Annotated in this window: 13 protein-coding genes and 1 riboswitch; of the genes, 9 read left to right on the plus strand and 4 right to left on the minus strand. The window is 70.4% G+C overall.

Annotated features, from left to right (window positions below; all coding sequences use genetic code 11):
* The first annotated feature begins 15 nt into the window (after positions 1-15).
* From AC5RUP_RS00065 to AC5RUP_RS00085, 5 genes are all read left to right on the plus strand, one after another.
* A complete protein-coding gene (locus AC5RUP_RS00065; protein ID WP_494158174.1) occupies positions 16-1,593 on the plus strand; it encodes a phytoene desaturase family protein in 1,578 nt (525 codons plus the stop codon).
* 35 nt (positions 1,594-1,628) lie between these two features.
* Complete coding sequence (locus AC5RUP_RS00070; RefSeq protein ID WP_494155256.1) at positions 1,629-2,249, plus strand: LysE family transporter; 621 nt, start codon at positions 1,629-1,631, stop codon at positions 2,247-2,249.
* Positions 2,250-2,379: 130 nt separating this feature from the next.
* Positions 2,380-4,410, plus strand: coding sequence for an aminodeoxychorismate synthase component I (gene pabB, locus AC5RUP_RS00075; RefSeq protein ID WP_494158175.1), 2,031 nt, complete (start codon positions 2,380-2,382; stop codon positions 4,408-4,410).
* Positions 4,411-4,475: 65 nt separating this feature from the next.
* Entirely contained in the window at positions 4,476-5,456 is a 981-nt protein-coding gene (locus AC5RUP_RS00080; protein WP_494158176.1) for a GlxA family transcriptional regulator, read from the plus strand.
* 120 nt (positions 5,457-5,576) lie between these two features.
* Positions 5,577-6,215 carry an HD domain-containing protein gene (locus AC5RUP_RS00085; protein ID WP_494092942.1) on the plus strand — a complete coding sequence of 213 codons (639 nt, stop codon included), beginning with the start codon at positions 5,577-5,579 and terminating at the stop codon, positions 6,213-6,215.
* A gap of 91 nt (positions 6,216-6,306) precedes the next feature.
* Here the strand turns inward: AC5RUP_RS00085 and cls are convergent, their stop codons facing one another.
* A complete protein-coding gene (gene cls, locus AC5RUP_RS00090) occupies positions 6,307-7,785 on the minus strand; it encodes a cardiolipin synthase (RefSeq protein WP_494154594.1) in 1,479 nt (492 codons plus the stop codon).
* Between the two features lie 86 nt (positions 7,786-7,871).
* Here cls and AC5RUP_RS00095 point away from each other — a divergent pair, with 86 nt between their 5' ends.
* The 3 genes from AC5RUP_RS00095 (at position 7,872) to AC5RUP_RS00105 (ending at position 10,514) form a co-directional block, all read left to right on the plus strand.
* Positions 7,872-8,744 carry an aminodeoxychorismate lyase gene (locus tag AC5RUP_RS00095; protein ID WP_494064934.1) on the plus strand — a complete coding sequence of 291 codons (873 nt, stop codon included), beginning with the start codon at positions 7,872-7,874 and terminating at the stop codon, positions 8,742-8,744.
* 60 nt (positions 8,745-8,804) lie between these two features.
* Positions 8,805-9,170, plus strand: coding sequence for a VOC family protein (locus AC5RUP_RS00100; RefSeq protein WP_494064935.1), 366 nt, complete (start codon positions 8,805-8,807; stop codon positions 9,168-9,170).
* Positions 9,171-9,338: 168 nt separating this feature from the next.
* On the plus strand, positions 9,339-10,514 hold the full coding sequence (locus AC5RUP_RS00105) for a zinc-dependent alcohol dehydrogenase (RefSeq protein WP_494158177.1): 1,176 nt from the start codon (positions 9,339-9,341) through the stop codon (positions 10,512-10,514).
* 59 nt (positions 10,515-10,573) lie between these two features.
* On the opposite strand, the gene AC5RUP_RS00110 is transcribed toward AC5RUP_RS00105, so the two are convergent.
* Genes AC5RUP_RS00110 through AC5RUP_RS00120 form a run of 3 tightly spaced genes read right to left on the minus strand, consistent with a single transcriptional unit; the run spans position 10,574 to position 13,514 of the window.
* Positions 10,574-11,365 carry an energy-coupling factor transporter transmembrane component T family protein gene (locus AC5RUP_RS00110; RefSeq protein WP_494158277.1) on the minus strand — a complete coding sequence of 264 codons (792 nt, stop codon included), beginning with the start codon at positions 11,363-11,365 and terminating at the stop codon, positions 10,574-10,576.
* 2 nt (positions 11,366-11,367) lie between these two features.
* Positions 11,368-12,885, minus strand: coding sequence for an ABC transporter ATP-binding protein (locus AC5RUP_RS00115; protein WP_494158178.1), 1,518 nt, complete (start codon positions 12,883-12,885; stop codon positions 11,368-11,370).
* Positions 12,886-12,893: 8 nt separating this feature from the next.
* Positions 12,894-13,514 carry an ECF transporter S component gene (locus tag AC5RUP_RS00120; protein ID WP_494155189.1) on the minus strand — a complete coding sequence of 207 codons (621 nt, stop codon included), beginning with the start codon at positions 13,512-13,514 and terminating at the stop codon, positions 12,894-12,896.
* 42 nt (positions 13,515-13,556) lie between these two features.
* Positions 13,557-13,690: riboswitch (TPP riboswitch) on the minus strand.
* 169 nt (positions 13,691-13,859) lie between these two features.
* On the opposite strand from AC5RUP_RS00120, the gene AC5RUP_RS00125 reads away from it, so the two are divergent.
* Positions 13,860-14,120: a DUF4235 domain-containing protein gene (locus AC5RUP_RS00125; protein WP_494000708.1), complete on the plus strand. Its 261-nt coding sequence runs from the start codon at positions 13,860-13,862 to the stop codon at positions 14,118-14,120.
* The last annotated feature ends 44 nt before the right edge of the window (positions 14,121-14,164 follow it).

The following is a 14,164-nucleotide window of genomic DNA, read 5'->3' on the forward strand; positions in this document are numbered from 1 at the left end:
GACGGAAGGACTGACATGCCCGAACACTACGACGTGGTCATCGCCGGCGGCGGCCACAACGGCCTGGTCGCGGCCGCCTACCTCGCCCGCGCCGGGCGGAGCGTGCTCGTGCTCGAACGCGAAGACCAGGTCGGCGGCGCCGCGGTGTCGGCGGAAGTCTTTCCCGGCACCGGGGCCCGCATCTCGCGCTATTCCTACCTGGTCAGCCTGCTGCCGCAGCGCATCATCGACGACCTGCGGCTGGACCTGCGGCTGCTGCGCCGGCGCTTCTCGTCCTACACGCCCCTGCCCGGGACCGCGGCGGGCCTGCTGGTGGACAACCAGGACCCGGACGCCACCCGCTCCTCCTTCGCCGCCGTGGGCGCGGCCACCGACTTCGAGCCCTTCACCGGGTTCTATCAGCGCACCAACCGGCTGGCCCGGGCCCTCTGGCCCTCCGTCACCGAACCGCTGCCCCGCCGCTCCGAGCTGCGCGGCAGGGTCGGCGACGACGAGGCCTGGCACGACTTCATCGACCGGCCGATCGGCGAGGCGGTCGAGCGCAGTTTCGGCTCGGACCTGGTCCGCGGGGTGGTGCTCACCGACGCCCTGATCGGCACCTTTGCCGGCGCCCACGACGCCTCGCTGCAGCAGAACAAATGCTTCCTCTACCACGTGATCGGCGGCGGTACCGGCGACTGGGACGTGCCCGAAGGCGGCATGGGTGCGGTCAGCGCGGCGCTGGAAAAGGCGGCCCGCAGCGCCGGCGCGGAGCTGCAACCCCGGGCGCGCGTCACCTCCGTCTCCCCCGAGGGAGAGGTGACGTACGACGACGGCGGCGCGGGCGGCGTCGTCGTCTCGGCGGAACGCGTGCTCGCCAACGTCTCCCCCGCCGTGCTCAACGGGCTGCTCGCCGCCGCCGGCGCCGGGCCGGCCACCCGGCCGGAGGCGGCGCCGGAAGGCGCGCAGGCGAAGGTGAACCTGCTGCTGTCCCGGCTGCCGAAGCTGCGGGACGGCTCGGTGGCGCCCGAGGCGGCGTTCGGCGGCACCTTCCACATCAACGAGTTGTACTCGCAGCTGGAAGGGGCCGCCGCCGAAGCGGCCGCGGGCCGGGTGCCGGATCCGCTGCCCGCCGAGATCTACTGCCACTCCTTGACCGACCCGTCCATCCTCTCGCCGGAACTGCAGGCCGCCGGGGCCCACACGCTCACCGTGTTCACGCTGCAGACCCCGCACCGGCTGATCACCGAGGAGAACAACGACGCGATGCGGCAGCGGCTGCAGGACGCCGTGCTCGCCTCGCTAAATTCCGTGCTCGCCGAGCCGATCGAGGACTGCATCCTGCGCGATCAACGCGGACAGCCGTGCATCGAAACCAAGACCACCCTGGACCTCCAGCGGGAACTGAACCTGACCGGCGGCAGCATCTTCCACGGCCCCCTGGACTGGCCGTTCGCCGAAGACGACGAACCGCTCGACACCCCGGCGCAGCGCTGGGGCGTGGGCACGGCGCACGAGCGGATCCTGCTCTGCGGGGCCGGCGCGCGGCGCGGCGGCGGGGTCAGCGGCCTAGGCGGCCACAACGCCGCCATGGCCGTGCTCGAGTCCCGCTGACCGAAACCCGCCGGGCCGCACCGTAGGATCATCTGGTGCAAATCTCGTTATGGCTGGCGCTGCTCGGCGCCACGCTGGTCATCAGCTTCACCCCCGGCGCGGGCGCCATCAACACCATGAGCAACTCGCTCAACGCCGGCTTCCGCCGTTCCATCTGGGGAATTCTGGGCCAGCAGGCCGCCCTGGTCGTCCACGTGGTGATCGTGGCGCTGGGCCTGGGCCTGCTGGTGTCCACGTCGCCGATGCTGTTCGCCGCCATCAAGTACGCGGGTGCGGTGTACCTGATCTACCTGGGCCTGCGTCAGTTCTTCGCCAAGCCGGCGGGCGGCGCGGAAATCGAAGAGTCGCGGCGCAACGAGCCCGCCTTCTCCATGTTCCGGCGCGGCCTCTGGGTCAACCTGCTCAACCCGAAGGCGATCGTCTTCTTCCTGGCCTTCATGCCCGGCTTCATCCGGCTGGACCAGCCCCAGCTGCCGCAGTACCTGGTCCTGATCGCCACCGTGGTGGTGGTGGACATCCTCGTGATGTGGTTCTTCTTCGCCGCCGCGGCCCGGTCCTTCCAGCGCTTTACCCGGACCACGCGCGGGCTGATGATGATGAACCGGGTCTTCGGCACGCTGTTCATCGCCGTCGGCCTCATGCTGGCGTTCCTGTAGCCCGGTTCTCATAGACTCGAAGACATGTACCGCACCATCGCCGCCAGCACCGGCAGCCCCTGTCGCCGCGATCCGGTCCGGGAACATCCCCCGGCCCGGGCCGCCGCCGCGACCGCATGCGGGGCAATCCGTGCGCACTAAGCCCGTACTGATCGCCGTCGACGGGCGCTCGGGGGCCGGCAAGACCACGCTGGCCGTGGAACTGGCAGCGATGCTGCGGGTCCACCGCACGGTATCGCTGTTCCATCTGGAGGACATCTACCCCGGCTGGCACGGCCTGGCCGGCGGGCAGCAGCGGTATCTGGAAACCGTGCTGCGGCCCCTGGCCGCCGGGGACACCGCGCACTGGACCGCCTGGGACTGGGACGGCAACGGCGACGGCGCCTCCCGCACCACGGAGCCGGCCGACGTGGTGGTGTTCGAGGGCGTCGGTGCCGCCCATGCCGCTGCCCGCGGGCTCCTCGACGCCGTGATCTGGCTGCAGGCGCCTTCCGCCGACCGGCGCACCCGGGCCCTGTCCCGGGACGGCGATACGTATGAACCGTTCTGGGACGTCTGGGCGGAGCAGGAAGAGGCCTGGCTGGCCGGCGACGACGTCGCGGCGGCCGCCGACGTCGTCGTCGAATCCGGTCCCTCCGGCACCGATCCGGCGCAGGTGCTCCACGCGCTGGCCTCGGTGCCCGCCCTCGAACACGCCCTGGCCCCGGAGCGCGCGGCCCGCGAGGGCGTCCGCCTGGTGGCCGAACGCCTGGCCGCCTATCCGGACGCCGAAGAAATCTACCGGCGCCTGTACGCCGGCTCCCGCCGCAGCGTCTGGCTGGACAGTTCCAACACCCGTGAATCCGCCGACCGCAACCGGATCAGCGTCCTGGCCGACGACGGCGGAGCCTTCGGCGCCTGGGCCGAGCACCGCAGCGGCACTACCGTGGTCGGCCGGGGCAACGCCACAGCCCGGGTCCGTGGCGGTTTCTTCCGCTGGCTGGACACCGTGTGGGGACGCCGCACCGTCACCCTGCCGGCCGGGGTCCCCGGGAACTTCGCCCTGGGCTGGCTGGGCTACCTGGGCTACGAGCTCAAGCGCGAGACCGGGGGCTCGGACGTCGGTGCCGGGGTGCCGAACGGGGCGCCGGATGCCGCGCTGCTGTTCGCCGGCCGCGCCGTCGTGCTCGACCACGAGCGGCAGTGCACGTGGCTGCTCGCCCTGGCCGGCCCGTCCGCGGGGGACGACACGGACGCCTGGCTCGCCGCTGCCGGCGCGGTGGTCAGCGGCCTGTCCGCGGCCGCCGGCCCCGCCCCGGCTCCGGCCGCGCCGCCACAGGCACCGGAATTCCGGTCCCGCGACACGCGCGAGGCCTACCTGGCCAAAATCCGGGAAGCGCAGGCGGAAATCACCGAGGGCAACACCTACGAGGTCTGCCTGACCACGGAGCTGCACGCGACTGTGGCGGAACCGCTGGACCCGCTGGACACCTATCTGGCCCTGCGCCGCCGCAACCCCGCGCCCTTTGCCAGCCTCCTGCGGTTCGGGCCGCTCACGGTGGCCAGCACGTCGCCCGAGCGGTTCCTGGGCCTCGACGCCGGTGGCCGGCTGCGGGCCGAACCGATCAAGGGCACGCGGCGCCGCCTTCCGGATCCCGACGCCGATGCCGCCGTCGTCGAGGAACTCGCCGGCAGCGCGAAGGACCGCGCTGAGAACATCATGATCGTGGACCTGCTGCGCAACGACCTGAGCCACTTTGCCGTGCCGGGCTCGCTGCAGGTCAGCCGGCTGTGCGCCATCGAGTCCTACGCGACGGTGCACCAGATGGTGTCCACGATCGACGCGCAGCTGTTGCCCGGAGCGGTGCGGGCGGAGGCCGTGGCCGCGGCGTTCCCCGCCGGATCGATGACGGGCGCCCCGAAGATCAGCACCATGGGCATCCTGGACCGGTTGGAGACCGGACCGCGCGGCGTCTACTCGGGTGCCGTGGGCTACTTTTCGCTGGACGGGGCCGCAGACCTGTCCGTGGTGATCCGCACCCTCGTGATGGACGGCAACCGGTTGAGCCTGGGCGTCGGCGGCGCCATCACGGCCGATTCCGTGCCCGACGACGAATGGGACGAGGTCCGCGCCAAGGCCTACGGGGTGCTCTCGGCGCTCGGGGCAGCGTTCCCGGAGTAACGCATAGACTGTGCCGCTGGAAGTGGACGGCTCGGAGAACCCGTGAGCAGAATCGAGGAATTGTTGTGCCAGGAGCAGCCAGCACCATGACCGCCCGCGTGGGTATTTTGGTCTTCGACGGGGTGAAGCTGCTCGATGTCGCCGGCCCGGCGGAGGCATTCGCAGAGGCAAACCACCTCGGCTGCTCCTACGAACTCGTCTTCCTGTCGCCGGACGGGAACGACGTCGCCTCCTCGGTCGGGCTGCGGGTATCGGTGGATGCCGCGGCGGACGGCGCCGGCAGCTTCCACACCGTCCTGGTGGCCGGCGGGGACGCCCTGCCCGGCGGCCGGCTTCCCGCCGGGCTGGTCGACGCCGCCGGGCATCTCGCCGGCAACGCCGGGCGGATGTCGTCGATTTGCACCGGCGCCTTCGTTCTTGCGGCGGCGGGGTTGCTGGACGGGCGCCGGGCCACGACGCACTGGAAGCACACCCGCGAGCTGGCCCGGCGTTATCCGGGGACCCAGGTGGAGCCGGACGCCATCTTCGTCAGCGACGGCCGGATCCACACCTCGGCCGGCGTCACGGCCGGGATCGATCTGGCCCTGGCGCTGATCGAGGAGGACCACGGCCCGGACCTGGCCCGCGAGGTGGCCCGCTCCCTCGTGGTCTACATGCAGCGCTCCGGCGGGCAGTCGCAGTTCTCTGCGCCGCTGCAGGGGGATCCGCCCAGGTCTTCGCCCCTGCGGCCGGTGCTCGAGGCCGTGCGCGCCGACCCGGCGGCGGTGCTCTCTGTTCCCGCGCTCGCCCGGGACGCCAACCTGAGCGTGCGGCACCTGACCCGGCTCTTCCGCGAAGAGCTGCAGACCACGCCGGCGAAGTATGTGGAGCTCGTCCGCTTCGACACCGCCAAGGCCCTGCTGGACTCTGGATACAGCGTCACCGAGGCCGCCGAACGCTCCGGGTTCGGCAACTCCGAGGCGCTGCGGCGCACGTTCGTGGCACGGATCGGCGTGCCGCCGTCAAAATACCAGCAGCGTTTCCGGTCCACGGCGAAGAACGGCTGAGCGCCGGCCGTTGGCCGATTCCGAGGGATTGTCGTCCTTGGCGACGGTGCCCCGGCCCGCGCCGCCCGGCAGGATGGGAAGCACGGCAGATTCCCCTGCCGCTGGACAAAGGAGACATTCATGGCCGAAGTCATCGCAGGCATCACCATTCCCGACACCAAGCTCGTCCGGAACGCCACCGAACTGGTCCGCGACACCACCAACGACCTGTTGTTCGACCATTCCCGGCGCGTGTACCTCTTCGGCGCCCTCCAGGGCCAGCGCCTCGGCCTCGACGTCGACCACGAGCTGCTCTATGTCGGTGCGCTCTTCCACGACCTGGGCCTGACCGATACGTACGGCACGGACCACCTGCGCTTCGAGGTCGACGGCGCCAATGCCGCCAAATCCTTTTTGCTGGAGCAGGGACGTTCGGAAGAGGACGCAGCCAAGGTGTGGACCGCCGTCGCGCTCCACACCACCCCCGGTGTCCCCGAATTCATGGACCCGGAGATCGCGTTGGTGACCGCGGGGGTGGAAACGGACGTCCTGGGGATCGGCTACTCCGATCTCGACCGGACGGCCATCGACGCCGTCACCGCGGCGCACCCGCGGCCCGACTTCAAGCGGCAGATCCTCGCGGCGTTCACGGAGGGCAACAAGCACCGCCCGGAGACCACCTTCGGCAACGTCAATGCCGATGTGCTCGAGCACTTCAGCCCCGGCTTCCAGCGGACCGACTTCGTGGACATCATCCAGAACTCCGCCTGGCCCGAATAGGCGCCCGCCGGGTGCCGGCGGCAGTAACGGCAGGCGTATGGGACAGGGCGCACGGCCGGCACACCGGCCGTGCGCCCTGCCCTGGGCCCGGTTACTGCAGCGTGGCCGTCAGCCTGGCCACGTTGTCCACGTAGCGCTGCCAGCGGGGCCGCTGCCGCCACTCCTGGAGCGTGAGCTCCCGGGAAATGACCCGATAGCTGTCCTGGATCTCCGACACCTGCTCCACGATGTGGTCCCCGAGCATCATCACGGAGACCTCCATGTTCAGGGAGAAGGACCGCATGTCCATGTTGCTGGAGCCGATGACCGCGACCTCATCGTCCACGGTGAAGTGCTTGGCGTGCAGCACCAGCGGCTTCGGGTAGCGGTAGATCCGCACGCCGGCCTCCAGCAGCGCCTGATAGTAGGACTGCTGGGCGTGATGGACCAGCAACTGGTCGCCGCGTTCGGAGACGAACAGTTCGACCTCGACGCCGCGCTGGGCCGCCGTCGTGATGGCGTAGAGCAGCGAGTCATCCGGTACGAAGTACGGGCTGCAGATGGACAGCCGCTCCACCGCCGCATAGATGAGCGTGTTGAACAGGCGCAGGTTGTTCTCGGTCGCGAAGCCGGGGCCGCTGGGCAGGGCCTGGCAGGTCATCGGGCCGGGCTCCCGGAAGGGGGCCGGGGTGAACAGCTCGCCTTCGAGCGTGTCGTCGGTTTCGCTGGACCAGTCGGTGGCGAACACCACGTTCAGCGCCGTGACGATGGGCCCTTCGTAGCGCGCCATCAGTTCCACCCATTTGCGGCCGATCTTGTGGCTGGACGTGCGGCGGTAGCCGGGCTCGATCAGGTTCTGCGACCCGGTGAACGCCACCCGGCCGTCCACCACCAGGATTTTGCGGTGGTTGCGCAGGTCGATCCGGCGCCACTGGCCGCGGACCGGAAGGACGGGCAGCATCCGGCGCCAGTCGATGTCCGTGGTCTCCAGCCAGCGGCGGAACTTGCGGTAGCCGGCGACGCGGAGGGTGCCGATGTGGTCGAACAGCAGGCGCACGCGGACACCACGGGCGGCGGCTTCTTCCAGGGCGGTGAAGAGCTTGCCGGTGGTTTCATCGCGGCTCATGATGTAGAACTCGATGTTCACGAACTCACGCGCCTCGCGCACGGCCTCGGTCATCGCGTCAATGGACTCGTCGTAGTCCGAAAACAGCTCCACGTGGTTGCTGTCCACCATGGGGAAGGCGCCGAGCCGCCGGTTCAACTCCGCCGCCGAATGCACCCAGGCCGGGGCTTCCTGCTCGCTGGTGGGCTCCTTGAGGTTCCGGGTGGCGGCCCACACCCGGCCGTTGATCTCCGCCTGCTTGGCGATCCGGCGCTCCGAGAGGCGGAACCTGCCGAACATGAAGAAGAGCAGCAGTCCGATCAGCGGGATGAAGAAGATGGCCAGCAGCCAGGCCATGGCGGTATTGGGGCGGCGGTTCCCGGGAATCACGCCCAGGGCGATGATGCGGATGGCCATATCGACCACGCCCAGAATCACGACAGCCCACTCGGGGAATGTGCCCAGCCCCGCAAACGACCACAGCACGCGGCTGTTCCTCCCCTCCCGCCGTGTGCCGGCGCAATCCTCCCAGCCTACCCGGCGTTTGGGGGCAGACTCACTAAGCTGGAGCCATGACAGTTCTGGTGTTTTTGGACCCTGCCCACGAGGCTGGACGCGTCGCAGATGCCTCCCGGCCGCAGCTGATGGCCACCGATCTCGGGGCCACCCGCGGGGACGGCATCTTCGAGTCCCTGCTGGCAGTCGACGGGGTCCCGCGCAAGCTGCAGGCGCATCTGGACCGGCTGGCCAGCTCCGCCCGGGCCATGGACCTGCAACTTCCCTCCCCGGAGGCCTGGGAGCGTGCCATCGCGACGGCGATCGCCGAGCACCCGCCGGTCGAGGAACTGGTGATCAAGCTGCTGGTGACCCGCGGGGTGGAAGGCTCCTCCGCGCCCACGGCCTGGGTCCAGGCTTCGCTGGTGCCGGCGGCAGGGCGGCGCCAGCGGACCGACGGCATTTCTGTGCTGCTGCTCGACCGCGGGTACGACAGCTCGCTGGCCGAGCGCGCCCCGTGGCTGCTCATGGGGGCCAAGACGCTCTCCTACGCGGTCAACATGGCGGCGCTGCGTTATGCGCACAAGAACGGCGCCGACGACGCCATCTTCACGTCCAGCGACGGCCGCGTGCTGGAAGGCCCCACCTCCACGGTGCTGATGGCGCGGGTGCGCGACGGCGTGAAGACGCTGGTGACGCCGCTGCTGGAGAGCGGCATCCTGCCGGGCACGTCCCAGTCGGTGCTGTTCAAGGCGGCAGAAGCCGCCGGGTGGCGGCTCGGCTACGGTCCGCTGGAGCCGCACGACCTCTACGAAGCCGACGCCGTCTGGCTGGTTTCGAGCATCCGCCTGCTCGCCCCGGTCAAGAGCATCGACGGCAAGGAGATCCCCGTCTCGCCCGACCTGACCCAGGAACTAACGGCCCTGCTGGCCCAGGGCAGCCGGGAGTAGCCGGTGAGGAACATCGCGCTTGACGCTGACCCGACCGGGTCTTCCGAGGCGCCGCCGCCCATGTTCTTGAAGCTTGAATGCGTCTGCGTTCCAACGGTCGACGTCGAGGCCTCCGTCGGATTTTATGCCGGGCTTGGGATGCGGGAGTCCTGGCGGATCAGCCGCAAGACTCCGGCAGGACAGGATTGGACCCTGGTCGGCATGCGCTTTCCGGACGGGAACAGTTCCGAACTCGTCCTCAGCAACAACCCCGACAACCGGCGCCTCGAGGTCGAAGTGTTCGTTGGCGATGTCCGACGCGCCTACGAGGAGCTGTCTTCCGACGGCGGAGTGGAATGGATAGAGGCGCCCTTCGCCACCGAGTCGGGGCATGTGGCCGTGATGCGTGCGCCCGACGGCAACGTCTTCGTCCTGGTGGGTGCGTAGGACGCCCTCCTGCCCATCTGCCTGCTGAAAAACGTCCCCCGGCACAGGAGCCTTCCGGGATCGGGACCCGCTTCGACCACCGCGTTACTGCAGTGTTAGGGTCGATTGGACCGAAATGATCAGCATGCTGTCGTTCCGTCCGGGGCGGCAGGTCCGAGAAGGAGGGCAATGAAGGCTCTGACGTGGCAAGGGAAGCGTTCGGTCAGCGTGGAGGAGGTCCCGGATCCGCGGATCCAGGAGCCCACGGACGCGATCGTGCGGATCACCTCGACCGGAATCTGCGGCTCGGACCTGCACCTCTACGAGGTGCTCACTCCCTTCATGGACAAGGGCGACATCATCGGACACGAGCCCATGGGGATCGTTGAGGAGGTCGGCTCGGCCGTCACCCAAATCAAGGCCGGGGACCGGGTGGTCATCCCGTTCAATGTCTCCTGCGGCCACTGCTTCATGTGCCGACAGGGCCTGCAGTCCCAGTGCGAGACCACCCAGGTCCGCGAGTACAACAACAATGCCCAGTTCCTGGGCTACTCGAGGCTCTACGGCTCGGTGCCCGGCGGGCAGGCCGAGTACCTGCGTGTCCCGCACGCGGACTACGGACCCATCAAGGTGCCCCACGCCGGTGAGGACGAGCGCTACCTGTACCTCTCCGATGTGGTGCCCACCGCGTGGCAGGCCGTGCAGTACGCGGCCCCGCCGGAAGGCGGCTCCCTGGCCGTGCTCGGCCTGGGCCCCATCGGCCAGATGTCCGCCCGGATCGGCCGGCACCTCGGCTACCGGGTGCTGGCGGTGGACCCCGTCGCGGAGCGGCGGGCCATGGCGGAGCGCCACGGCATCGAGACGCTGGACCTGCACGGCGACGTCGCGGACGACCTGCGGGAGCGCACGGGCGGCCGCGGGCCCGACTCGGTGGTGGACGCGGTGGGCATGGAGGCGCACGGCTCGCCCGTGGCCGGCGCGGTCCACCAGGCGGTGGGGCTGCTGCCGTCCGCCGTGGGCCGCAAGGCGATGGAGGCAGCGGGGGTGGACAGGCTCGACGCGCTCTACACCGCGATCGACGCCGTCCGGCGCGGCGGCACGATCTCGATCAGCGGCGTGTACGGCGGGATGAAGGACCCCCTGCCGATGCTGACCATGTTCGACAAGCAGCTCCAGCTGAGGATGGGCCAGTGCAACGTGAAGCGGTGGATCGACGATCTGCTGCCGCTGGTCGACCACCCGTCGGACCCGCTGGGCGTGCTCGACCTGGCGACCCACCAGGTTCCGCTGGAGCAGGCGCCGGAGATGTACGAGAAGTTCCAGAAGAAGGAGGACGGCTGCATCAAGGTGGTGCTCAAGCCGTAGTCCTGAACGGATCGGCGGACCCCGGCCGGCGTGGATCGCCGGGGTCCGCCCGTACCGGTTCACACGAAGATGAAGTTCCAGGTCCCGGCGGCCACCGCGGCAGCGGCGGCTGCGCCGGCGATGACCGCCCCGCCCAGCACCACCCACACATCCACCATGCTGTAGGTGGATTCGCGCGCCCAGGTCCGGGGCCCGGCGCCGAAGCCGCGGGCCTCCATCGCGACGGCCAGCCGGGTGGCCCGGCGGATGGCCTGCACGATCAGGCCGAACGCCTGGCCGGCGAACGCGCCCGCCTTGGCCAGCGGCCGGTTCTCCGCCCCGACACCGCGGGCGCGGCGCGCCAAACCGAGGGTGCGCCATTCCTCCACCAGCAGCCCCACCAACCGCATGGCGGCCAGCGCTCCCAGCACGAACCGGTGGGGCAGCTTCAGCTTCTGCGCCAAGGCGTCCGCCAGGTCCGTCGGGTCGGTCGTCAGGAGCAGGAAAATGCCCGGCAGCGCAACGGCGAGCGACCGCAGGCCGATGGCAACGCCGCCGGCCACCGAGTCCTCCGTGAAGATCAGCGGACCGAACCGGAACAGCACTGCCCCGGACTTCTCGGCCAGCAAGGCCGTTGCCCAGGCCCCGACGGCAGCCGCCGCCAGCAGCGGCCAGCCGCGCTTCAGCAGCAGCCACGGGCTGACACCCAGCACGGGCATCAGCAACAGTTCCGCGGCCAGCACCACGGAGGCGCTGACCCAGTCCACACTGAGCAGGACCACCACGGTGACCAGGGCGGCGGCGGCCAGCTTCGATACCGGGTTGGCGCGGCTGAACGGGGAGGCGGCCAGCCGGGGGTTCATCAGGTCCATACTCATGCTGCCCTCCCCAGCGGCTGGGCCGGGCGGACGCCGCCGTCAGCCACCCGGACGCCGGCGCCGCCGAGCGCGGCGGTGAAGTCGTCGTCGTGCGTCACCGAGACCACGCTCCGGCCCTCGGCCACCAGCTCGGCCAGCAGCGTGACCAGTTCGGCCCAGGTATTGGCGTCCTGTCCGAAGGTCGGCTCGTCCAGCATCAGGATGTCCGGGCCGGTGGCCAGCATGGTGGCTACCGACAGCCTGCGTTTCTCCCCGCCGGAGAGCGTGAACGGGTTGGCCTGCAGCAGGCGGGTCAGCCGGAGCCGCTCGGCGATCGTGTCCACCCGCTGCCGGACGCCTGCCTCGGGCAGTTTGGCCACGCGGCGCGGGCCGAATTCCAGTTCGTCGAGAACCGTGCCGGTGAGGAACTGGTGTTCCGGTTCCTGGAAAACGCTGCCGATCCGGGTCACCAACTGCGCGGACTTCCACTTGGCAGGGGACAAGCCGGCCCCGCGCTGCAACGCCGGCGTCGCCGAGAGATCCCCTCCCGCGGGTGCCTGCAGGCCGGCCAGGGTGAGGGCCAGGGTGGATTTGCCGGCACCGTTCGCGCCGGTGACGCTGAGCGCCTGCCCGGCCAACAGGTCCAGGTCCACCCCGCGCAGCACCGGCGCGGCTTTCCGGTTCCGCGACACGTCCAATGCCGCCGCCCGCAGCAACGGGCCGCCCGGGGCCGGTGCCGCGGGCAGCTCCAGCCGCGGGGTATGACCGGGAACCCAGACGCCGGCCTCGATCAGCCGGGCACGGGTGGCGCCTTCGGCGAGCACCTGGTCCGGCGGCCCGTCGGCCAGCACGCCGCCGCCGGCCGCGAGCACGATCACGCGGTCCACGACGTCCGCCCAGACCGCCACCCGGTGCTCGACCACCACCAAGGTGGCGCCGGTGCGGTCCAGCACCCGGGCCACGGCGTCCCGTACTTCCCGCACCCCGGCGGGGTCCAGGTTTGCGGTCGGCTCATCCAGCAGCAGCAGCCCCGGCCGCATGGCCAGGACCGAGGCCAGCGCCAGCCGCTGCTTTTGGCCGCCGGACAGCGCCGACGTGGGATGGTCCAGCGGGACGGCCAGGCCGACATCGGCCAGGGATTCACGGACCCGGTCCCAGATCTGCCCGCGCGGCAGCGAGAGGTTCTCCGCCCCGAAGGCCACCTCGTCGCCGACCCGGGCCAGCACCAGCTGGCTTTCCGGATCCTGCAGCACGAGGCCGGCCCGGCCGCGGGCCTCGGAGGGACGCACCCCCGCCACGCTCAGCCGGCCGGTCTCCTCGCCTTCGCCCTCGTCGCCGAGGACGCCGGCCATGGCGTGCAGCAGCGTGGACTTGCCGGCCCCGGAGGCGCCCAGCAGCAGGACCCGTTCGCCCGGGGCGATGCTGAAACTGGCCGCGTGCACCGCCCGATCCTTGCGGCCGGCATGCCGCCAGCCCCACCCCTCGGCGAGGACGGGCACCGGGCGGGGCGCCGCCGTCGTACTCTGCGCTCCCATCAAACGGCTCAGGCGTCTGCCGTGCGTCCCGCGGCGAAGGAGGACAGCGCACCCGTCTTCGCCAGGCCCCTGACCGCCAGCCACGGCAGCAGCCCGGCAATCACCACGCCGGACACGGCCGCGAAGCCCACGTAGGCGATCTGCCATTCGGCGGCCCACAGCATGTTGTAGAGGATGTTCTCGCTGATCGACAGCGCCAGGCCTGCGCCCAGGCCGGCCAGCAGCGCCACGCCGAGATTAAACCTGCGGTACAGAAAGAGCAGGAAGACGACCTCGGCGCCCAGGCCCTGGATCAGGCCGGAGACCAGGACGGTCATGCCGAAGCTCGTGCCCAGCAGCGCGGAGACAACCGCCGCCAGCATCTCGCAGTAGATGGCGGCGCCGGGCTTGCGGATGATCAGCCCGCCCAGCACGCCCGCCATCAGCCAGCCGCCGGTGTACAGCCCGGCGGAAGGCGGGAAAGCTATGGTCAGGCCCTCGATCAGCGGCCAGCCCGCCGACCAGGCCCAGAAGATGACGCCGACGGCCACGGCGACCACCGAGGCAACGACGATGTCCACCACCCGCCAGCCGTAACGCTGCTTCCGGGCAGGGGTGGGCGTGACGGGTACATTCGAAACGGTACTCATGGAATCCTCCTGGTTGCAGGAGGGGAGGGCGGCCACGCGGCGCGCCCCGAGAACTCGACTCCCTTCGCCGGTACTAACCGGAGCAGGTTCGAGGGTCTGCGGTCTATCCGCACTCTCAGCGTCCCTCCCGGTCTCCGGTGTGCACCGGCCGGTCGGACGCTCCCCTGTCGTCACTAGATGCTGTCTGGCAGCACGTACCAGTCTACACTCGCCCGCAGCGGCGGGCATTCGGGCGCAGACCCCGGGAAAATGCACGAGGGCTTACGGCCCCGGCGGGTGCCGGGCAGTAGGCTGGGAACCGGAACAGCAGTTGAGACGGGGCTGCGGCCCCGGAAGGGAGCGGGCATGAGCGTTGTGTTGAGGCTCTTGGGCACACTGGTGAGTATCGGCGCGGGCCTGGCAGCCAGCCAGCTGCTGGGGCTTGTCTGGAAGATGGTCACCGGAAAAGATGCGCCCAAGAGCGACGATGACCTGGAGAACAGCCTGCGGGCGGCGGTGGCCTTCGCCGTGGTGTCCGGCACCGTGGCGCGGGTGATCCAGGTGCTGACCAAGCGCGCCACCGCCAAGGCGGTCATCCGCTACGACAAGACCCGGGAAATGGTCTAAGCGGTCCCTTGAGGATTCCGATGGGGGACGGGCCGCGGGCCCGT

Source organism: Arthrobacter sp. Y3223151, assembly GCF_059091125.1.